Raw genomic sequence first — 20,734 nt, 5'->3', positions numbered from 1 at the left:
GGTCCTAAGGTAGCGAAATTCCTTGTCGGGTAAGTTCCGACCTGCACGAATGGTGTAACCATGGCCATGCTGTCTCCACCCGAGACTCAGTGAAATCGAATTCGCCGTGAAGATGCGGTGTACCCGCGGCTAGACGGAAAGACCCCGTGAACCTTTACTACAGCTTGGCACTGAACATTGAACCTACATGTGTAGGATAGGTGGGAGGCTTTGAAGGCGTGACGCCAGTTGCGCTGGAGCCGTCCTTGAAATACCACCCTTGTATGTTTGATGTTCTAACGCAGGCCCGTGAATCCGGGTCGCGGACAGTGCCTGGTGGGTAGTTTGACTGGGGCGGTCTCCTCCCAAAGAGTAACGGAGGAGCACGAAGGTTGGCTAATCCTGGTCGGACATCAGGAGGTTAGTGCAATGGCATAAGCCAGCTTAACTGCGAGACGGACAGGTCGAGCAGGTACGAAAGTAGGTCATAGTGATCCGGTGGTTCTGAATGGAAGGGCCATCGCTCAACGGATAAAAGGTACTCCGGGGATAACAGGCTGATACCGCCCAAGAGTTCATATCGACGGCGGTGTTTGGCACCTCGATGTCGGCTCATCACATCCTGGGGCTGAAGTCGGTCCCAAGGGTATGGCTGTTCGCCATTTAAAGTGGTACGCGAGCTGGGTTCAGAACGTCGTGAGACAGTTCGGTCCCTATCTGCCGTGGGCGTTGGATGATTGAAGGGAGTTGCTCCTAGTACGAGAGGACCGGAGTGAACGAACCTCTGGTGTTCGGGTTGTCACGCCAGTGGCACTGCCCGGTAGCTAAGTTCGGAATCGATAACCGCTGAAAGCATCTAAGCGGGAAGCGAGCCCTGAGATGAGTCATCCCTGACCCCTTGAGGGTCCTAAAGGGCCGTTGGAGACCACAACGTTGATAGGTGGGGTGTGTAAGCGCGGCGACGTGTTGAGCTAACCCATACTAATTACCCGTGAGGCTTAACCATACAACACCCAAGAAGTGTTTCGAGCCTTGTGACAAATACGAAACTACTTATGTCAGCTTTCTCAGATTGAAGAATTTGCCTGGCGGCCATAGCGCCGTGGAACCACCTGATCCCTTGCCGAACTCAGAAGTGAAACGCGGTAGCGCCGATGGTAGTGTGGCATTCGCCATGCGAGAGTAGGACACTGCCAGGCACCCAACACGAGAAACCCCGCTCAGATGAGCGGGGTTTTTTATTGCCTGAAATTCGTCTTATCTCACCCCTGATATGCGCCTTTGGATGGAGAGCCTGCACTGCTTTCCACCCTGTTGTTCACTCGGCTCTCTAGTGCCGAAACCCGGCGTGAGCCCTGCAATTAGGGTTGTATCTGCCTCATAACTCGGTAGAGTAAAGGCATCTTGGGTTGGCCCGTACTCTCTCATGCTGGTTTCTTTAGTACGGATGCAACTTGGCCTGCTTTTATCAACCTTACGTCAGTGGTATCGATATGGAACAAGTAAACAAGTCCACCTTCAGCGATGTACTGGAATATGTGCGTATGTCCCGTCGTCAGAACAAACTCAAGCGTGAAATTGCGGACAACGAGAAGAAGGTCCGTGACAACCAGAAGCGGGTGCTGCTGCTCGACAACCTGAGCGATTACATCAAACCGGGTATGAGCATCGATGAGGTGCAAGCCATCATCGCCAACATGCGGGCTGATTATGAAGAGCGTGTGGACGACCACATCATCAAGAATGCCGAGCTGTCCAAAGAGCGTAAAGAGCTGAGCACCAAGCTCAAGGCGATGAGTTCCAGCAAATAAGCCTGCTCACTGTCTTCTCAAAACACCGGCCATAGGCCGGTGTTTTGCTTTCTGCCATCAGCTCGGATCTCTCACTGCGCTGCAACAATCGGCTCCCCTTTTCATGATCGCCCTGTTACCATCACTACAAAGCGGTCAATAGTTTTCAAGCCATTGACTTGAAACGACTAAGCTTGAGTGAAACACAATAAATTGCGCAACCATGGTGGGGCTGATATGGGCGCATCAGAACAGACGGATTTGAACAAAGTGGCATCTCAGGATTCATCTGTCCCAAGCGCGGACGGCAAGTACAAGCGCAAGCGTCGTTCCTGGTGGCGCTGGTTGTTCTGCTTTTTCTTTTTGCTGTGCCTGGCTGCGGTGATTGCTCTGGTCGGTTATGAGATGCAGACTTCCCGCCTGCAGTCGCAGGAGATCTCCCGCTATGCGGCCAAGCTGACCTATCAGGTCGAACCGGGTCCCAGCAAGCAGATTGCCTTCCCCGAAGACGGTCCCTTCGACAAGCGGCTCGGCTATGTGCTGTTGCCCATGATGCAGGAGCGCTTGCTGCAACGGGGTTATCAGGTCAGCGAGCAGGTACATTTCTCCGATGCCTTGTATGACTATGCCAGTCGCGGCTTTTTCGTGCCTTATACCGAGAAGGTGCAAGCCGGCCTGACCCTGCACGACTGCCGGGCGGAGCCCTTCTATCAATTCAAGTATCCGACCCACTATTACCCGGATTTTGCCTCCATCCCGCCGCTGGTGATCCAGTCGCTCCTGTTCATCGAAAACCGTGACCTGCTCAGCAACGAGCAGCCGCTGGCGAACCCGGCTGTGGATTGGCCCCGTTTTGCCAAGGCGGCCATGTCCCAGGTCGGCAAGGCGCTCGATATGCAGGATCAGTCGGCCGGCGGCAGCACACTGGCGACTCAGGTCGAGAAGTATCGCCACTCGCCGGATGGCCTGACGCTGTCCCCCACCGAGAAGATCCGCCAGATGGCGTCTGCCAGTGTGCGGGCCTACCGGTTGGGACCCAAGACGCTGGAGGCGCGCAAACTGGTTGCCTGGGCCTATCTCAACTCGGTCCCGCTCTCTGCGGCTCCTGGCTATGGAGAAGTGCACGGCCTGGGGGATGGTCTCTGGGTATGGTTTGGCGCCAATGTGGACGAGGTAAACCGGCTGCTGGACCCTGCGCGCAACCAGGATGCCTCGCTGGCAGAGCAGGGCCTGGCGCTGCGCCAGGTGGTCTCGCTGATGATTGCCCATCGCCGACCCTCCTACTATCTGGCGCAGGGGCGTGATGCACTGGCGACCCTGACCGACAGCTATCTGCGGCTGTTCGTACAGGAGGGGATGATCACGCCGCCGTTGATGGAGGCCGCGCTGAAGGCCAAGATCTCGTTCCGTGATTTCCTGCAGTCCCCGGCGGTGACCAAGGTCAACAACAACAAGGGCCTGCAAGTTGCCCGCACCCGTTTGAGCCGTCAGCTCGGGGTGCAGCTCTACGATCTGGATCGACTCGATCTGACGGCCGACACCAGCCTCAACATGCCGCTGCAAAACGAGGTCTCTCGCTACCTGCAGCAGCTGGCCGACCCGACGTTTGCAGCCCAGGTGGGGCTGTTTGGTGAGCGCCTGCTCTCGCCGGAGAAGACGGGAGACGTGAAGTACAGCTTCACGCTGTTCGAGAAGTCCCCGCAGGGCTTCAAGGTGCGGGTGCAGACCGACAACACGGATCAGCCGTTCGACATCAACGAGGGCAGCAAGCTGGAGCTGGGGTCAACCGCCAAGCTGCGGGTGCTGACCACCTATCTGGAGATCGTCTCCGAGCTGCACGATAACTACGCGGACATGTCGGCCGAGAGCCTGCGCAAGATAGAGGTATCGGAGCAGGACAACATCAGCCGCTGGGCCGTCTCCTACCTGATGACCGCCAAGGACAAGAGCCTGCCACCCATGCTGGAGGCGGCGCTCGATCGCAAATACTCCGCCAGCCCGAACGAGGGATTCTTCACCGGCGGTGGCATGCACACCTTCAACAACTTCCGGCGTGAGGACAATGGCCGCATCCCGGCCATTCGCGACGCGCTGCGTGAATCCATCAACCTGCCGTTCGTGCGCCTGATGCGTGACATCGTTCGCTACAGCCTCTACCGGGAGGGCAACCGTGCCCAGTTGCTCAAGGATGACAAGGATCCGCGCCGTACCGAGTATCTGGCCAAGTTTGCGGATAAAGAGGGGCAGACCTATCTGCTGCGCTTCTGGCGCAAATACCGTGGCAAGACTGCGGATGAGCAGCTCGATACCTTCCTGGATGGTCTCAAGCCCAGCGCCGTGCGCCTGGCAGCCGTACACCGCTACCTGATGCCGGATGCGTCGCAGGAGACGTTCGCTGCCTTCCTGGCGAAGCGCCTGCCGCGGGAGAAGTTGAGCGATCGTCGTATCGAGCAGCTCTATACCAGCTATGGTCCCGGCAAGTATTCGCTGCCGGATCAAGGCTATATCGCCCGGGTGCACCCGCTGGAGCTGTGGCTGCTCTCCTATCTCAAGGAGTTCGACAAGGCGACCTTCGCCGATGCCGTCGAGGCGAGCCGGGACGAGCGGCAGGAGGTCTACAGCTGGCTGTTCAAGACCCGCCACCGTAGCGCCCGCGACAGCCGGATCCGCACCATGCTAGAGGTCGAGGCCTTCCTGGACATCCATCAACGCTGGGCCAGACTGGGCTACCCGTTCGATCACCTGGTACCATCGCTGGCAACGGCCCTGGGCAGCTCGGGCGATCGCCCTGCTGCGTTGGCCGAGCTGATGGGGATCATCCAGAACGGTGGCATTCGTGCGCCGACCCTGCGCATCGAGCATCTGTCGTTTGCCAAGGGCACGCCGTTCGAAACCGAGTTCCAGCCAGCGCAGACCGAGGGGACCCGGGTGCTGCCGGTCGAGGTGGCCACCGCGCTGCGCAACGCGCTGTCGAAGGTGGTGGAAGGGGGCACGGCTAGACGGATTGCCGGCGCCTTCGCCCTGCCGGATGGTACCGTGCTGCAGATGGGTGGCAAGACGGGGACGGGCGACAACCGGATTGAAACGGTCGGCCGCTACGGCAACGTGACCAGCTCGCTGGCTCGCAACCGGACCGCCACCTTCGTCTTCTATCTGGGAGAGGATCACTTCGGCACCCTGACGGCCTATGTGCCGGGCAGCCAGTCCGACAAGTTCCGCTTCACCTCCGCCCTGCCGGTGCAGGTGCTCAAGGGGATGGCCCCGCTGCTGATGCCGTATCTGCAGCCAGGCACTCATACCCAGTGCATGGCGGGCAGCTGACTGCTGCAGTGACACGAAAACGGGGCCATATCGGCCCCGTTTTATTTGTACTGTTCATCGCCGGTCGGCGACGGTGAGTCATCACTTACAGCAGATCTTCGATCTCGCCGCGCAGGTACTGGTACATCTCGCGATAGGCCACCGGCGGCTTGTTCAGCTCCCGCTCCTTGTTGGCGGTGCGGATCAGCTGGCGCAGCTTCTGGCGGTCCAGTTCGTGGAACTGGGACATCAGCTCGTTGAGGGCGCTGTCGCCTTCATTGATCAGTCGCTCACGCCACTGCTCCAGCCGGTGCAGGCGGGCGTTTACGGTGGAGTGGCGATTCTTGATGATGGAGAGCGCCTCGACGATGGGCTCCACATCGCGGCTGCGCATCAACCGGCCGATGAACTGCAGGTGGCGACGGAAAGACTCGTCCTTCTTCGGCTTGAGCTTGCGGCCCAGCTCGACCGCTTCGGCCAGCTCTTCATCCAGCGGGATCTTCTCCAGCTCGCTGTGGCTGAGGGAGACGATCTCTTCCCCCATTTTCTGCAAGGCTTCGGCATCGCGCTTGAGCTGGCTTTTACTGGGGCCCCAGTCTTCCCACTCGTTGTCGTCTTGATATTGACTCATCGGTCTCTTGATTCCTGTCATTCACGTTTGGTGGATATGTTACCAGCTTCTCCCGCTGGGCGCAGGGGTCTGATATGCTTAGCCCCTTTCCTTCCTTCATACAGATGTGAGTTATGGATCAGCAAGACCAAATCCGCCAGGATCAAGCCCATCTTGAAGCCGTAGTTGCCGAGGCCCTGGAGATTGCCAAGGGACTGGGCGCCGGGCTTGCCGAAGTCTCCATCAGCAAGCAGACCGGGTTGTCGGTGAACACCCGGGGTTGTGAACTGGAAAGCATCGAATTCAACAAGGACGGGGCGCTCGGCATCGCCGTCTATCGCGATGGCTGCAAGGGTTCCTCCTCCACCACGGATCTGAGCCCGTCGGCCATTCGTGCCGCCGTCGAAGCGGCCATGGAGATTGCCCGGCACACCTCGCCGGATGCCTGCGCCGGTCTGGCTGATGCCGAGCTGCTGGCCTGGGACGCCCCGGATCTGCAACTGTGTCATCCAATCGAGCTGGATCCGCAGCGCGGCATCGAACTGGCCATCGAGTGTGAACGACTGGCGTTGGGCCGCGATACCCGTATCAAGCACTCCGACGGTGCCGGTTTCTCCAGTCACCTCGGCATCAAGGTGTATGGCAACAGCCATGGCTTCGTCAAAGGCTACGCGGCATCGCGCAACTCTCTGAGCTGCGTGCTGATCGGCGAGCAGGACGGCGACATGCAGCGCGATTACGGCTACTCCTCCAGCCGTACCCTGGACGGGCTCTGGAGCCCGCAGCGGATCGCCGACGAGGCGGTGGAGCGCACCCTCTCTCGTCTGGGGGCCCGCAAGATCAGCACTCGCCACGCTCCCGTGCTGTTCCATCCCGATACGGCGGCCGGTCTGTGGGGTCATCTGGTGATGGCCATCAGCGGTGGCAATCTCTACCGCAAGTCGAGCTTTCTGCTGGACAAGCTGGGCAAGCAGATCCTGCCCGAGTGGCTCACCATCCAGGAGTTTCCCCACCTGCTGGGGGGGCTCGCCAGTACCCCGTTCGATGGCGAAGGTGTGCTGACACGCGACATGGACATAGTGCGCAATGGCGAGCTGATGAGCTGGCTGCTTACCTCCTACTCCGCCCGCAAGCTGGGGCTCACCACCACGGGCCACGCCGGCGGCATCCACAACTGGCAGGTCTCCAGCACCGGTCAGGATTTCAATGGCATGCTCAAGGAGATGGGCACCGGCCTGCTGGTGACTGAACTGATGGGGCAGGGGGTCAACATCGTCAATGGCGACTACTCCCGCGGCGCTGCCGGTTTCTGGGTGGAGAACGGCGAGATAGCCTATCCGGTCGAAGAGATCACCATCGCCGGCAATCTGGCCGAGATGTTCAGCCATATCGTGGCGGTGGGCAGCGACGAAGATGAGCGTTCCAGCCTCAAGACCGGCTCGGTGCTGGTCGAGAGCATGAAACTGGCCGGCCACTGATCCCGGCATCAGCGGATTGCAGCCATGAAAAAGGCCCCTCGCAGTGCGAGGGGCCTTTTTGTATCGGCGTGCGCAGGGGCGGCAATCAGCCCTTGATGCGCTCGATACGGCCGCCAAGGCCTTGCAGCTTGTGCTCGATGTCTTCGTAGCCACGGTCGATGTGGTAGATGCGATCGACGATGGTGGAGCCTTCGGCGACGAAGCCGGCCAGCACCAGACTGGCGGAGGCGCGCAGGTCGGTTGCCATCACCTGGGCACCCTTGAGCTGCTGGGTGTCGCGGCAGATGGCCACATTGCCCTGCAGTTCGATGTCGGCGCCCATCCGTACCAGCTCGGGTACGTGCATGAAGCGGTTCTCGAAGATGGTCTCGGTGACCATGCCGGTGCCCTTGGCCACCGCGTTCAGCACGGTGAACTGGGCCTGCATGTCGGTCGGGAAGGCCGGGTAGGGGGCGGTCTTGATGGTGACCGGCTTGAGGGTACGACCGGTCATGTCGAGAGTGATCCAGTCTTCCCCCTTCTCAATCAGGGCGCCAGCCTCTTCCAGCTTGACCAGTACCGCTTCCAGCAGGGTCGGGTCGGTCTTGCGGCAGGTGATCTTGCCGCCGGTGACCGCTGCACCCACCAGGAAGGTACCGGTTTCGATACGGTCTGGCTGGACGCTGTAGCTGCCGCCATGCAGACGCTCGACACCGTCGATGGTCAGGGTGTCGGTGCCCGCGCCCTGGATCTTGGCGCCCAGCGCGTTGAGGAAGTTGGCCAGATCGACCACTTCCGGCTCGCGCGCGGCGTTTTCGATCACGGTGCGGCCGTCAGCCAGGGTGGCGGCCATCATCAGGTTCTCGGTACCGGTGACGGAGACCATGTCCATCAGGATGTGAGCCCCCTTCAAGCGGCCGTCGACACGAGCCTTGATGTAACCATCCTCGATGGCAATCTTGGCACCCATCAGCTCCAGACCGTGCACGTGCAGGTTGACCGGACGGGCACCGATGGCGCAGCCGCCGGGCAGGGAGACGTCAGCCGCGCCAAAACGGGCGGCCAGCGGGCCCAGCGCCAGGATGGAGGCGCGCATGGTCTTCACCAGCTCGTAGGGGGCGACATGGTTGTTCACCGCACCGGTCAGCACGGTGACGTTGCCGTTCACCTTGGTGGTGGCACCCAGCATCTCTAGCAGCTTGATGGTGGTGCCCACGTCTTTCAGGCGCGGCACGTTGGAGAGGTGGATCTCCTCATCACACAGCAGGGTGGCGAACAGGATCGGCAGAGCGGCGTTCTTGGCGCCAGAGATGGTCACTTCGCCGTTGAGAGTACAACGACCATCGATCTTGAATTTGTCCATTTACGTTTGATACCAAATCAGGAGGGCAGTAGGAATTTACGTTCGCGTTTCCACTCGGCATCGGTAAAAGCCTTGATGGAGAGTGCGTGAATGGCGTTGCTGGCGATCTTGTCCATCAGCGGGGCATAGATGGCCTGTTGCTTCTTGACCCGGCTCATGCCGTCAAACATGTCGCCGACGGCGATCACTTGGTAGTGACTGCCGTCTCCTTTGACATGGACTTCGGACAATGGCAGAGCCTCGAGGAGTATCGCTTCAATTTCAGAGACTTGCATTATGCGTCCTCAGTTGTGAGCGGAGTTGACTGAAACAATCCGGCCACCCCGTAGAGGTTGGCCAGGGTATAAAAATCAGTGGAGGCGCCCACCAGTTGCGGTGTGGCGCCTCGTGCCAGAGCGGCTTTGGCCCATTTGACCAGCAGGGCAAGCCCTGCCGAATCCAGGGTGGTGACGTCGCCGAGCTCGATCTGGTCTTCCTGCCACCAGTCGGCTCGCCGTTGCCACAACTCAACGACCTGGGCTGCCTGCAGCTCGCCGCTCAGTCTCATTTCTTGAGTACCAGCGGCTTGGCATTGTGGGCGCGCAGCTGGGCGATCACCGCATCGATGCCGTTCTGGCGGATGAGGCCACCCAGCTCGTTCTGCTTGGCAGAGAGCAGGCTGATCCCTTCGGCAACCATGTCGAAGGCTTTCCATTCGCCGGTCTTGTTGTTCTTGCGCAGCTTGAACTCGAGGAAGATGTCCGGCTTGCCGGCCTCTTTCACGCTGACGTTGACGGCGGTGATGTTGCTGTCACCGGCGGCCTTGCCCGGCTCGACCTTGACGGTCTGCTTGTCGAAATGGGCCAGGGCGTCGGCGTAGGAGCTCACCATGTACTCGGTGAACACCTCGACGAAGGCGTCACGCTGGGCCGGAGTGGTCTGCTTGATCTGGTTGCCGAGCACCTTGTAGGCGGCGAAGCGGTTGTCCACGTAGGGCAGCAGCTCTTCGCGGATGATCACCCGCAGGTGGTCCGGATTGCTCTTCACCTGGGCCTGATCGGCCTTCAGGCGGGCGAAGGTCTGCTTGGCCGCCTGATCCACCAGGGCATAGGGATCGGTGGCATCGGTGGCTTGCGCGGTCAGGGAAAACAGCATGCTGGTCATCAGGCCCAGCAGCAGGGCGATCTTCTTGAACATGGTTACTCCTTACTTGCTGTCTGATTTTGTGTCGGAAGACTGGCTGTAGAGGAACTTGCCAATCAGGTCTTCCAGCACAATGGCGGATTTGGTGTCTTCAATCATGTCGCCATCCTTGAGCATGCTGGTGCCCATCTCCTCATCGGTAAAGCCGGGCATCAGGCCTATGTACTGCTCGCCGAGCAACCCCGAAGTCAGGATGGAGAGGGTACTGGTCTCGGAGAACTCACCGGCGCTCTTTTGCATCTGCAAAGAGACGATCGGCACCTGGCTCTTGGCGTCCAGAGTGATGTCGCTGACCCGACCGACGACCACGCCACCCACCTTGACCGGTGAGCGCACTTTCAGGCCGCCGATATTATCGAAATGGGCGCGCAGGGTATAGGTTTCTCCTTCCGGTTTGAAACTCAAACCTGCCACTTGCAGTGCCAACGCCAGAATGGCACCGATGCCGGCCAGCATGAAAGCGCCAACCAGGAATTCTACTTTGCTGAACTTCATCTTTACCTTATCCAAACATGACTGCGGTGAGTATAAAATCCAGGCCGAGCACGGCCAGGGAGGAGTGGACCACGGTACGGGTCGTGGCCTGACTGATCCCGGCCGAGGTCGGCTTGGCATCATAACCGTTAAAGAGCGCAATCCAGGTGACCACCAGGGCAAAGATCAGGCTCTTGATGGCCCCCTGCATGATGTCATCCTGCCAGTCGACGGAGGCCTGCATGGCGGACCAGAAGCTGCCTTCGTCCACCCCCAGCCAGTCCACGCCGACCAGCTTGCCGCCGAAGATGCCGATCAGGCTGAACATGAAGGCCAGCAGCGGCATGCTGATGACCCCGGCCCAGAAGCGCGGCGCGACCACCCGGCGCAGCGGATCCACCGCCATCATCTCCAGGCTGGAGAGCTGTTCGGTGGCCTTCATCAGGCCAATTTCGGCGGTGAGGGCCGAGCCGGCGCGGCCGGCAAACAGCAGCGCGGTCACCACGGGGCCCAGCTCCCGCAGCAGGGAGAGGGAGACCAGCGGCCCCAGGCTTTGCTCGGCACCGAAGTCCTTCAGTACGTTGTAGCCCTGCAACGAGAGCACCATGCCGATGAACAGGCCCGACACAAGAATGATGGCGACCGACTGTACCCCGACCACATACAACTGCTGCACCAGCAGCGGGAAGTGCTTGCGCGGCGCGGGTTTTCCCGCCAACGCGTGAAACAACATGATGGTGGCGCGGCCGATGGCGCTGATGAATCGCACCCCGCTTCGCCCCAGTTTGCTTACCTGGCTTGTCAACATCAGAGATCCTGTAGCAGGTCGCCTGCCGGAAAATGAAACGGAACAGGACCGTCGGGCAATCCTTTCAGGAACTGCTCGACCTCGGGATTGTGCTCCTCGCGCAGCTGGGCCGGCGTGCCGTGCGCCACCACCTTGCGGTTGGCGATGATATAGGCGTAGTCGGCAATGCTCAGCACCTCTTTCACGTCGTGGGTGACGATGACGGAGGTGATGCCGAGGGCATCGTTCATATCCTTGATGAGCTTCACCAGCACCGCCATGGTGATGGGATCCTGGCCGACGAACGGCTCGTCATACATGATGAGGTCCGGATCCAGGGCGATGGAGCGGGCCAGCGCCGCGCGCCGGGCCATGCCGCCGGAGAGCTCGGAAGGCATCAGTCTTGCCGCGCCGCGCAGGCCGACCGCCTGCAGCTTCATCATGACGATGGTGTGGATCAGCTCCTCGGGCAGGCCGGAGTGCTCGCGCAGCGGGAAGGCCACGTTGTCGTACACCGTCATGCCGGTAAACAAGGCGCCGCTCTGGAACAGCATGCTCATCCGCTTGCGTACCTCGTACAGGCGCGAGCGGGAGAGGGTGGGGATATCTTCCCCGTCAAACAGGATATGACCGGATTCGGGCTTGAGCTGGCCGCCGATCAACCGCAGCAAGGTGGTCTTGCCGATGCCGCTGGGGCCCATGACCGCAGTGACCTTGCCACGGGGAATGGTCAGGTTTATCCCGTCGTATAACAGCCGATCTCCGTGACTGAAGGTCAGGTCGGAGATGGTGATCAGGTCATCGTTCAAACAATTGTCCATCCGGTGTAAATGAAGAGCGAATTTTATGGGCTAGTCTAGGTCTAAGCAACAGCAAGGAACAACTATTGAACAGCCTGCCTGCCCAGACGCGCGACAGTTTTTTGTAACCAATTGTCTCTCTTTTCAGGTCGGGAAGTATCCGATTCGCTTATCTCGACAGACTTTTTTATAATCCCGCAGCAAATTTCAGCCCGGAGCTGTGCCTTTATGTCTGTAAAGTCTGAAAAAGTGTCTGAACTGTTCGATTTTCGTCGCAGCGCCCGTACCGTGCTGGACATCGAGAAACAAGCGATTGATGGACTCTACCAATACCTGAACGATGCCTTCGATCAGGCGTGCGAGATGATACTGCGCTGCAGTGGCAAGATAGTGGTCACCGGCATGGGCAAGTCAGGTCATGTCGGAAGCAAGATTGCGGCCACCCTGGCCAGCACCGGCACTCCCGCCTTCTTCCTCCATCCGGGTGAAGCCAGCCACGGCGATCTGGGGATGATTTCCGGCGGCGATCTCATCATCGCCATCTCCAACTCCGGCGAAAGCGACGAGATCCTGGCCCTGTTGCCGGTGCTCAAGCGCCGTGGTATCCCGCTCATCTGCATGACCGGCAACCCGGCCTCCACCATGGCGAAAGAAGCCAACGTGCACCTGTGCATCAAGGTAGAGAAAGAAGCCTGCCCGCTGGGGCTGGCGCCCACGTCCAGTACCACCGCGACCCTGGTGATGGGCGATGCGCTGGCGGTGGCCCTGCTGGAAGCCCGCGGCTTTACCGCCGACGATTTTGCCCTCTCTCACCCGGGCGGCTCCCTTGGCAAGCGACTGCTGCTGCGGGTCGGCGATCTGATGCACAGCGGCGAGCTGTTGCCCCAGGTGGGGATAGATGCCACCATCAGCCAGGCACTGCTGGAAGTGAGCCGCAAGGGACTCGGCATGACGGCCGTGGCCAATGCCGATGGCCGCCTGGCCGGCCTGTTCACCGACGGTGACCTGCGCCGCATTCTGGACCTGCAGGTGGATATCCACCACACCCCGATCAGCCGTGTGATGACCGTCAACTGTGTTACCGTGGGACCTGAGATGATGGCAGCCGAGGCCGTCAAACTGATGGAAACCAGAAAAATCAACGGATTACTGGTTGTGGATGGCGACAAGCGCCCGCTGGGTGCCTTCAACATGCACGACCTGCTGAAAGCCGGAGTAATTTGATGCAAAACGTACCGACCCTCTATGGTCCGGTGACGCGCAGCCAGTTTGAGAAGGCGGCACAGATCCGCCTGCTGGTGTGCGATGTGGACGGGGTGCTCTCCAACGGCCTCATCTACATGGGAAATGACGGCGAAGAGCTGAAGACCTTCTGTACCCGCGACGGTGCCGGCATGCGGGCGCTGCTCAACGCCGGGATCGAGATTGCCATCATCACCGGGCGCAACTCCCGCATCGTCAGCGATCGGATGAAGAGCCTGGGGGTGCAGCACCTGGTTCAGGGTGCGGATCAGAAGCTGCCCCACTTCGAGGCGCTGCTGAGCAAGCTGGCACTGACCCCCGAGCAGGCGGCCTACATCGGCGATGACACCATCGATCTGCCGGTGATGCAGGCCTGTGGTCTCGGCATCGCCGTGGCCGATGCCCATCCGCTGGTGCTGGCGCGGGCCGACATGGTGACCCGGCTGGCCGGCGGTGTTGGCGCGGTGCGCGAGGTGTGCGATCTCATTTTGCAGGCTCAGGGGCTGGGTGACTATCAGCCAGAGGCCTCGGTATGAGCAGACAGACCCTGTTGTTCGCCCTGCTGTTCCTGGTTGCGCTGGCTGCCTGGCAGCTCGGTGACATTGAGCTGGCGCCGGAGCCGACCACCAAGGTGGAGAATTATCAGCCGGACTTCACCGCCAAAAATCTGGTGACGACCCGCTTCGATGTCGAGGGGCGTCGCACCGAGCGGCTGGAGTCCCGCTATGCGGAGTACTACCAGATCCTCGAGCAGGCCACTTTTGACAAGCCGGTGGTCTACATGTTCGACAAGCAGGGTGAGGCCGAGTGGAAAGTCACCGCCGATACCGGCGTGCTCAACACCGATGACAACGTGATCCTGCGGGACAAGGTGCATCTGGACGGCTTGCTGCCCACCTCTTTCATCTCCACGCTGGATACCCCCTATCTGGAGCTGGATCTGGTGACCCAGAACGTGAGAAGCAATCAGCAGGTCAGCATAGTGGGTAAGGATTTCCAGACCGAGGGCGTCGGCCTGAAGGGTCATCTGGAACGCAAATATTTTGAATTACTGGATCAGGGCCATGCCATCTATTTCAATGAAAAACGCTAATCTGGCCCTCGCGGGCCTGCTGCTGTGCGGCACCGTGAGCGCCAAAGAGTCCGACTTTGCCGAGAAGGTCTATGTGGATGCGGTCAAGCAGGTGGCCGAGATGCAGGACAACCGTATCACCTTCGAGCAGGATGTGACCATTACTCAGGGCACCATCAAGATCAAGGCGGACAAGGTGGTGGTGATCCGCTCCGGCGAGAAGGGTGCCGAGGTGATGACGGCCTATGGCAAGCCTGCCACCTTCTTCCAGATCCTGGACAACGGCAAGCCGGTCAATGCCCATGGCAACAGCATCCGTTATGAGCTGAAGAACCGTCTGGTGACCATCACCGGCAACGGTCAGCTCAAGCAGGAAGACAGCCAGGTCAATGGCGACCTGATCCGTTACGACATCGTCAAACAGAAGATGATTGCCGAGAGCAAGACCCCGAACCAGCGGGTCAAGACGGTGTTCCTGCCGGATCAGGTAGAGAATTTCGACAAGCCGGCCGATCAGAAGAAGCAGGGAAAATAAACCATGGCAGTGTTGAAAGCAGCCGGCCTGCAAAAAAGTTACAAGCGCCGCATGGTAGTGAGCGATGTGAGCCTGGAAGTGGGGACCGGCCAGATCGTCGGGCTGTTAGGTCCGAACGGCGCCGGCAAGACCACCTCCTTCTACATGATCGTGGGGCTGGTGCAGAGCGATGCCGGCCTCATCACCATCGATGATCAGGACATCAGCCTGCAACCCATGCATATCCGTGCCCGCAACGGTATCGGCTATCTGCCGCAGGAGGCCTCCATCTTCCGTCGCCTGTCGGTGTTCGACAACCTGATGGGGGTCATGCAGACCCGCAAGGGGCTGAGCCGCGAAGAGCGGGAGGACAAGGTCCAGCAACTGCTGGAAGAGTTCAACATCACCCATATCCGTGACAGCCTGGGGCAGAGCCTGTCGGGCGGGGAGCGGCGCCGGGTCGAGATCGCCCGGGCACTGGCTGCCGAGCCGCGTTTTATCCTGCTGGATGAGCCCTTTGCCGGGGTCGACCCCATTTCTGTGATAGACATCAAGAAGATCATCCAGCATCTCAAAGATAGAGGCCTGGGTGTCTTGATCACCGACCACAACGTCAGAGAGACTCTGGACGTATGTGAGAAGGCCTATATCGTCAGCCACGGCAAGATGATTGCCGAAGGTGCACCGGCCGACATACTGGCCGACGAACAGGTCAAGCGCGTCTATTTGGGCGATCAATTCAGTCTATAGTAAGGGGGCATCTCTTCATTTCCTGTGACGACTGCCTCGCTGAACATAAGGATATCCCGACGTAGATGAAGCCGACATTACAGTTGCGTCTCGGCCAGTCCCTGACCATGACGCCGCAATTACAACAAGCGATTCGTCTGCTCCAGCTCTCCACTCTGGAACTCCAGCAGGAAATTCAGCAAGCGCTCGACAACAACCCCTTGCTGGAGCAAGAGGAAAATGATGTGCAGGAGACCAGCCCGGAAGAGCCGGTCGATGCCAGCCAACTCGACTCCAGCGATGCCATGTCTCAGGACAACATGCCGGACGAACTGCCGGTAGATACCACCTGGGAAGAGGTCTACTCGGCCGGCACGGCCCAGAGCGCGGGCCCGATCCACGACGGTGAAGACAGCATCTATCAGGGCGAAACCACCGAAAACCTGCAGGATTATCTGTTGTGGCAGATGCGCCTGACGCCGTTCAGCGACGTGGATGCCGCCATCGCCCTCGCCATCATCGACGCCATCGACGAATCCGGTTATCTGACGGTATCGCTGGAAGATATCCAGACTGCGGTAAGCAGCGAGGATGTCGAGGTGGAGCTCGATGAAGTGGAGGCGGTGCTCAAGCGAGTGCAGCACTTCGATCCGGTCGGCATTGCCGCCCGCTCGGTACAAGAGTGCCTGCTGATCCAGCTGGGCCAATACTCCCCCGACCTGCCCTGGCTCAACGAGGCCAAGGAGGTGATCCTCGAGCACATGGACTTGCTCGGCAATCGCGACTACCGCACCCTGGCGCGCAAGACCCGGCTCAAGGAGAGCGACCTCAAGGAGGTGCTGGATTTGATCCAGCAGCTGGAGCCGAGACCCGGCAACGGCGTCATCCAGAGCGAATCCCAGTACGTGATCCCGGATGTTTCCGTGGTCAAGAAGGGCAACAAGTGGGTGGTCGAGCTCAACCCGGACTCGGCCCCGCGCATCCGGGTCAACGAGACCTATGCCGCCATGGCCCGTCAGGCGCGCACCAGCCAGGATACCCAGTTCATCCGCTCCCACCTGCAGGAAGCCAAGTGGTTCATCAAGAGTCTGGAGAGCCGCAACGACACCCTGCTCAAGGTGGCCAGCTGTATCGTCGAGCAGCAGCAGGGCTTTTTCGAATACGGTGAAGAGGCCATGAAACCCATGGTGCTCAACGACATCGCCGAAGCGGTGGAGATGCACGAGTCAACCATCTCGCGGGTTACGACCCAGAAGTACATGCATACGCCGCGCGGCATCTTCGAACTGAAGTTTTTTTTCTCCAGTCATGTCAACACGGAGGGAGGAGGAGAGTGCTCATCGACCGCAATTCGCGCGCTCATCAAGAAGCTGGTCACGGCGGAGAATCCCGCCAAGCCGCTAAGTGATAGCAAGATCGCGGATTTGCTGGCCGAACAGGGTATTATGGTGGCGAGACGCACGATCGCAAAGTACCGTGAATCCTTGTTGATCCCGCCATCCAATCAGCGCAAACGCCTGGTTTAGGCAAAACAAAAGGAAGACGTTATGCAAATTAACCTGACCGGACACCATGTCGAGATCACCGAAGCTCTGCGTGATTATGTGAACAATAAATTTGCCAAACTCGAGCGTCACTTTGACCACATCAACAATGTTCATGTGGTGTTGAGCGTAGAAAAACTGAACCAGATCGCCGAAGCCAAGCTGCATGTCAGCGGGGGTGAGGTGTTCGCCAATTCGCAGCATGCCGACATGTACGCTGCGATTGATACCCTGCTGGACAAGCTGGATCGGCAGATCATCAAGCACAAAGATAAGTTAAATCAAAAATAACCATGCAACTTGAACACATACTGAGTCGGGACTGCACCAAAAGTGCGGTCCCTTGTACCAGCAAGAAACGCGCCCTGGAGATCATCAGCGAGTTAGCCGCTGAGCGCCTGGGGACCTCTCGTCAGGTGCTCTTCGAGTGCCTGCTGGCGCGAGAAAAAATGGGCAGTACCGGGATCGGTGCCGGTATCGCCATTCCCCACGGCCGGATTGGCGACGAGTTTCCGCCGACCGCCATCCTGATGACCTTCGCAGAGCCGATCCCCTTCGATTCCATCGACAATCAACCGGTTGACCTGCTGTTCGCCCTGCTGGTGCCGGAAAGCGAGTGCAAGCAGCACCTCAAGACCCTTTCCCTGATGGCATCCAAACTGGGCGACAAGGCGGTATGCCGCCAGTTGCGCCAGGCAACCAGCGACGAAGAACTCTATCAGATCATGACATCGGCCTGAGATGCAGGCCCTTGCAATGACGCCAAGCGGTGAGGGAACAAGATGCAATTAATAGTGGTGAGTGGGCGCTCCGGCTCGGGCAAGACAGTTGCCCTGCGTGTGCTGGAGGATCTCGGTTATTACTGCGTGGATAACCTGCCGGTCAACCTGCTGCCCCAGCTGATCGTCTCGGTCGAGAGCCAGTATGACAAGCTGGCGGTCAGCATCGACGTGCGCAACCTGCCGGCGAGCCCGGACAAGCTGGAAACCCTGCTGGCCCAGGTTCGCAACGAGGGGCGGGTGGAGTTCTCGAGCTTCTTCTTCGATGCGGAAAACTCCACCCTGCTCAAGCGCTACGGCGAGAGCCGCCGGCTGCACCCCTTGTCACGCAATCAGCTGTCGCTGGACGAGGCGATTCGGGAGGAGACCCACCTGCTGGCACCGCTCTCCTCGACGGCCGACCTGCGCATCGATACCACCAACCTCAGCATTCACGACCTGAGCGAGCTCATCAAGACCCGGGTGCTCGGCAAGAAGGAGAACGAGCTGGTGCTGGTGTTCGAGTCGTTCGGCTTCAAGTACGGCATTCCCAAGGATGCCGACTTCGTGTTCGACGCCCGCTTCCTGCCCAATCCGCACTGGATCCCCGAGCTCAAACCCTTCACCGGCAAGGATGAGCCGGTGGCCCGCTACCTCTCCAGCCAGCCCGACGTGATGCAGTTCATCCTGCAGATCGAGAATATGCTGGCGACCTGGTTGCCTCACCTGGAGCGCAACAATCGCAGCTATGTGACAGTCGGTATCGGTTGCACCGGCGGCCAGCACAGATCGGTGTTCATTGCCGAGCAGCTGGCCGGCGCCTTCCGCCTGCTGGGCAAGAACGTCCAGATCCGCCACCGCACCCTCGACAAGAGTGCACCGCAATTTTGATGGACCAATAGGAAGATCAGATGACCGTCTCAGCCTCGGTGGAAGTGAAAAACAAGCTGGGCATGCATGCCAGACCGGCCATGATGCTGTTCGAGCTGGTGCAGGGGTTCGATGCCCACGTGTTGCTGCGCAATGAAGAGGGGGTCGAGGCCGACGCGGACAGCGTGATCGGCCTGCTGATGCTGGACTCCGCCCAGGGCAAGCAGGTGGAAGTCCAGGTGGAGGGGCCCGAGGAAGTGGAGGCCCTGGCCGCCGTGGTGGCGCTGTTCACCTCGGGCTTCAACGAGGAGTAACGCACCTCGGCATGCTCAAGGTGCGCTGCGTGCCAGCGTCTTGAAGGCGGCAAAATCCCGACAAGCCAGCAGACTCCTGCTGGCTTTTTCGTTCATCAGCGCCAGGAACAGGTCATAGAGCCCCATGGCCTCTTCGTAGTCGGCCTTGGCGATGGCCAGCACGAAGACGAGGGTAGCGCTCTCGCCGTTGCCCCAGTCGATCCCCTGCGGGGCCAGCACGGTATAGACCAGGGTGCAGCGCGCCAGCAGACCGAGGGAGTGGGGCAGGGCGATGCCGTCCCCCAGCATGGTGGAGACGATCCGCTCCCGTTCCTGCAACGATCCCCGAAAGCCGCTTTCCACCAGATCTTCCACCTCCAGCTGGCTGCAGATGCGATCAAACAGCGCCGCCTGGCTGAGCGGTTCGGTGACCACCATGAAGTGGTCGGCATCGAAGTACTTGTCGAGCAGGTAGGGGCGGGTGCGATCGACCAGCACCAGTTTGCCGAGCTGCTCCAGCTGGTACTGGGTCGGGAAGGGGGCGACCTGCACCACGGGCACGTTCTTCTCGCCGGCCTTGACGGTGCTGATGACGAAGTCCTGCTCGATCCGCGCCAGCCCTTCGTAATCCCGCACCGACTCCAGCATGGTCAGCTGCAACTGGGGATACTCCCGCTTGATGCGGGCCTCCAGCACCCGGAAGGTGGCATTGCCCGCATCGCACAGCAGCAGCGCCTGGGGACGGCGGGTGTAACCGATGTCGTAGTGACGCTCCAGTCCGACCCCGATGTGGATCACCAGGTAGCCTATCTCGTGGTGGGTCAGCCGATAGGGAGTCTGCCTGATCCACTCCGAGATGGCCGCCAGCGTGATGTCGTAGGCGAGGGGGTAGTACTGCTTGATGTGGTCCGCCAGCGGATTGTGGCTGCCGATCTGGTATTTGACCCGCAGCAGCATGGCGCTGATATGAGTCTGCAGGTCGGCCCGCAGTTGCAGATCGCCGCGCAGGTCATAGGGGTAGTGCTGGTGGATGTAGGCCAGCAGATGTTCCACCAGCTGTTCGCTCTCGGCTGCCATGGCCGGGCTGAGCTGGGGGGCATCGGCGGTGAGGCGGGCCTGGATCTGGATGGCGAGACAGGCTATCTCCTCCTCCCCCGGCGGAGTCAGGGTCGGCAGCTCGCCATAGATGTCGCGGGCGACCGCCAGCAGAGGTGCCGTGAGATCCTCGCTGGTGAATTGGCGCAGCTCGTGGCCGGCCGCCTGGCGCAGCAGGGCGACGGCGCAGTAGATGGCGAGCTGCTGCAGACTCTCGTCGGCCAGGCGCAGCTGATGACGGCCGAGCTGTTCGTGGATGTGATTGCCCACTACCTCCAGCGTCTTGCTGGGACAGAGGTTGGGCAGCAGACTCTGCAGCGGGTTGCTGTGCAGCAGTTCCTGATAGAGCAGCTGGGTGAGGCAGGCGCGGATGGCCGTCTCGCCCCCCTGGATCCGCATCCCCTGCCTGGGTTTGCTGTCGATGGCGAGTCCGAAGTGGGCGAGCCGCTCCCGTACTTCCGCCATGTCCCCCTGCAGTGCCGCCCGGCTCAGATACCAGGTGTCCGCCAGCTCGTCGAGCTTGATACCCTGCTCCGCCGTCAGCAGCAGGATCTGCAGGTGCAGCACTCGCTCGCGGCTGGTGCGGGGCAGTCCGCTCTCCTGCTCCTGGGCTGCCAGCAGCGCCTCGAACAGCTCCTGATTGTAGATCTTGAGCTGGTAGCCGCTACCGCGCTGGTGGATCAGGTGGGCGCCCTGGGTGGCGATGATCTCGTTCAGGGTCGCCACGTCGGTGCGCACGGTGCGGGTGGAGACACTGAGGCGGCGGGCCAGCTCCTCCTGCGGCAGCGGTTCGGCGTGGAGCAGGGTGAGCAGTTGATGGAGTCTGGGGTGGGGCAGCTTGATCATGAGGGGGAAACGGACTCCTGTCGCGGAAT

Annotated in this window: 22 protein-coding genes and 2 rRNA genes (1 of these 24 cut by a window edge); 15 read left to right on the top strand and 9 right to left on the bottom strand. The window is 60.2% G+C overall.

What is annotated here, in order from left to right; all coding sequences use genetic code 11:
* From AHA_RS19915 to AHA_RS19900, 4 genes are all read left to right on the top strand, one after another.
* Positions 1 to 985 (top strand): 23S ribosomal RNA (locus AHA_RS19915) (it extends 1,904 nt beyond the left edge of the window).
* Positions 986 to 1,063: 78 nt separating this feature from the next.
* Positions 1,064 to 1,178 (top strand): 5S ribosomal RNA (gene rrf / locus AHA_RS19910).
* A 294-nt stretch (positions 1,179 to 1,472) separates the two neighbouring features.
* Positions 1,473 to 1,790, top strand: a complete 318-nt coding sequence (gene tmaR / locus AHA_RS19905) for a PTS system regulator TmaR (protein WP_016352207.1) — start codon at positions 1,473 to 1,475, stop codon at positions 1,788 to 1,790.
* A 216-nt stretch (positions 1,791 to 2,006) separates the two neighbouring features.
* Entirely contained in the window at positions 2,007 to 5,090 is a 3,084-nt protein-coding gene (locus AHA_RS19900; protein ID WP_011707626.1) for a transglycosylase domain-containing protein, read from the top strand.
* Positions 5,091 to 5,175: 85 nt separating this feature from the next.
* Here AHA_RS19900 and yjgA read toward each other — a convergent pair whose 3' ends face one another.
* On the bottom strand, positions 5,176 to 5,700 hold the full coding sequence (gene yjgA / locus AHA_RS19895; protein WP_010635921.1) for a ribosome biogenesis factor YjgA: 525 nt from the start codon (positions 5,698 to 5,700) through the stop codon (positions 5,176 to 5,178).
* Positions 5,701 to 5,813: 113 nt separating this feature from the next.
* Between yjgA and pmbA the strand changes: the two genes are divergently transcribed.
* Positions 5,814 to 7,157, top strand: a complete 1,344-nt coding sequence (gene pmbA, locus AHA_RS19890) for a metalloprotease PmbA (RefSeq protein WP_011707624.1) — start codon at positions 5,814 to 5,816, stop codon at positions 7,155 to 7,157.
* Between the two features lie 85 nt (positions 7,158 to 7,242).
* On the opposite strand, the gene murA is transcribed toward pmbA, so the two are convergent.
* The 7 genes from murA to mlaF are packed head-to-tail and all read right to left on the bottom strand — an operon-like array spanning position 7,243 to position 11,763.
* Positions 7,243 to 8,499 carry a UDP-N-acetylglucosamine 1-carboxyvinyltransferase gene (gene murA, locus AHA_RS19885; RefSeq protein ID WP_011707623.1) on the bottom strand — a complete coding sequence of 419 codons (1,257 nt, stop codon included), beginning with the start codon at positions 8,497 to 8,499 and terminating at the stop codon, positions 7,243 to 7,245.
* Positions 8,500 to 8,516: 17 nt separating this feature from the next.
* The gene (gene ibaG / locus AHA_RS19880; protein WP_005306001.1) at positions 8,517 to 8,774 is read right to left on the bottom strand and encodes a BolA family iron metabolism protein IbaG; all 258 of its coding nucleotides are present in this window, start codon (positions 8,772 to 8,774) and stop codon (positions 8,517 to 8,519) included.
* A complete protein-coding gene (locus AHA_RS19875; RefSeq protein ID WP_016352203.1) occupies positions 8,774 to 9,046 on the bottom strand; it encodes an STAS domain-containing protein in 273 nt (90 codons plus the stop codon). Before AHA_RS19875 ends, ibaG begins: the two co-directional genes overlap by 1 nt.
* Entirely contained in the window at positions 9,043 to 9,675 is a 633-nt protein-coding gene (gene mlaC / locus AHA_RS19870) for a phospholipid-binding protein MlaC (RefSeq protein ID WP_011707621.1), read from the bottom strand. The genes AHA_RS19875 and mlaC overlap by 4 nt, the downstream gene beginning before the upstream one ends.
* Before the next feature lie 9 nt (positions 9,676 to 9,684).
* Positions 9,685 to 10,176 (bottom strand): outer membrane lipid asymmetry maintenance protein MlaD, encoded by a 492-nt coding sequence (gene mlaD, locus AHA_RS19865; protein ID WP_011707620.1) that lies wholly within the window; start codon positions 10,174 to 10,176, stop codon positions 9,685 to 9,687.
* Positions 10,177 to 10,183: 7 nt separating this feature from the next.
* Entirely contained in the window at positions 10,184 to 10,963 is a 780-nt protein-coding gene (gene mlaE / locus AHA_RS19860) for a lipid asymmetry maintenance ABC transporter permease subunit MlaE (protein ID WP_011707619.1), read from the bottom strand.
* On the bottom strand, positions 10,963 to 11,763 hold the full coding sequence (mlaF, locus tag AHA_RS19855; protein WP_011707618.1) for a phospholipid ABC transporter ATP-binding protein MlaF: 801 nt from the start codon (positions 11,761 to 11,763) through the stop codon (positions 10,963 to 10,965). Before mlaF ends, mlaE begins: the two co-directional genes overlap by 1 nt.
* Positions 11,764 to 11,970: 207 nt before the next feature.
* Between mlaF and AHA_RS19850 the strand changes: the two genes are divergently transcribed.
* From AHA_RS19850 to npr, 10 genes are all read left to right on the top strand, one after another.
* On the top strand, positions 11,971 to 12,966 hold the full coding sequence (locus AHA_RS19850) for a KpsF/GutQ family sugar-phosphate isomerase (RefSeq protein WP_011707617.1): 996 nt from the start codon (positions 11,971 to 11,973) through the stop codon (positions 12,964 to 12,966).
* Entirely contained in the window at positions 12,966 to 13,520 is a 555-nt protein-coding gene (gene kdsC / locus AHA_RS19845) for a 3-deoxy-manno-octulosonate-8-phosphatase KdsC (protein WP_011707616.1), read from the top strand. Before AHA_RS19850 ends, kdsC begins: the two co-directional genes overlap by 1 nt.
* Positions 13,517 to 14,077 carry an LPS export ABC transporter periplasmic protein LptC gene (gene lptC, locus AHA_RS19840; RefSeq protein WP_011707615.1) on the top strand — a complete coding sequence of 187 codons (561 nt, stop codon included), beginning with the start codon at positions 13,517 to 13,519 and terminating at the stop codon, positions 14,075 to 14,077. The genes kdsC and lptC overlap by 4 nt, the downstream gene beginning before the upstream one ends.
* On the top strand, positions 14,064 to 14,591 hold the full coding sequence (gene lptA / locus AHA_RS19835; RefSeq protein WP_164927812.1) for a lipopolysaccharide transport periplasmic protein LptA: 528 nt from the start codon (positions 14,064 to 14,066) through the stop codon (positions 14,589 to 14,591). The genes lptC and lptA overlap by 14 nt, the downstream gene beginning before the upstream one ends.
* Before the next feature lie 3 nt (positions 14,592 to 14,594).
* Complete coding sequence (lptB, locus tag AHA_RS19830; protein ID WP_011707613.1) at positions 14,595 to 15,320, top strand: LPS export ABC transporter ATP-binding protein; 726 nt, start codon at positions 14,595 to 14,597, stop codon at positions 15,318 to 15,320.
* Positions 15,321 to 15,385: 65 nt separating this feature from the next.
* On the top strand, positions 15,386 to 16,825 hold the full coding sequence (locus AHA_RS19825; RefSeq protein WP_011707612.1) for an RNA polymerase factor sigma-54: 1,440 nt from the start codon (positions 15,386 to 15,388) through the stop codon (positions 16,823 to 16,825).
* 21 nt (positions 16,826 to 16,846) lie between these two features.
* Positions 16,847 to 17,134 (top strand): ribosome hibernation promoting factor, encoded by a 288-nt coding sequence (gene hpf, locus AHA_RS19820; protein WP_005305957.1) that lies wholly within the window; start codon positions 16,847 to 16,849, stop codon positions 17,132 to 17,134.
* Between the two features lie 2 nt (positions 17,135 to 17,136).
* Complete coding sequence (gene ptsN / locus AHA_RS19815) at positions 17,137 to 17,583, top strand: PTS IIA-like nitrogen regulatory protein PtsN (RefSeq protein ID WP_005305951.1); 447 nt, start codon at positions 17,137 to 17,139, stop codon at positions 17,581 to 17,583.
* A gap of 42 nt (positions 17,584 to 17,625) precedes the next feature.
* The gene (gene rapZ, locus AHA_RS19810) at positions 17,626 to 18,492 is read left to right on the top strand and encodes an RNase adapter RapZ (protein WP_011707611.1); all 867 of its coding nucleotides are present in this window, start codon (positions 17,626 to 17,628) and stop codon (positions 18,490 to 18,492) included.
* Between the two features lie 20 nt (positions 18,493 to 18,512).
* Complete coding sequence (npr, locus tag AHA_RS19805; RefSeq protein ID WP_005305943.1) at positions 18,513 to 18,785, top strand: PTS phosphocarrier protein NPr; 273 nt, start codon at positions 18,513 to 18,515, stop codon at positions 18,783 to 18,785.
* 15 nt (positions 18,786 to 18,800) lie between these two features.
* On the opposite strand, the gene AHA_RS19800 is transcribed toward npr, so the two are convergent.
* Entirely contained in the window at positions 18,801 to 20,705 is a 1,905-nt protein-coding gene (locus AHA_RS19800) for a BglG family transcription antiterminator (protein ID WP_011707610.1), read from the bottom strand.
* Positions 20,706 to 20,734 lie beyond the last annotated feature (29 nt).

The organism is Aeromonas hydrophila subsp. hydrophila ATCC 7966 (genome assembly GCF_000014805.1).
Classification (GTDB): Bacteria; Pseudomonadota; Gammaproteobacteria; order Enterobacterales; family Aeromonadaceae; genus Aeromonas; species Aeromonas hydrophila.
Note: the sequence above shows the minus strand (reverse complement) of the source record. Positions and strands in the feature narration are given on the sequence as shown.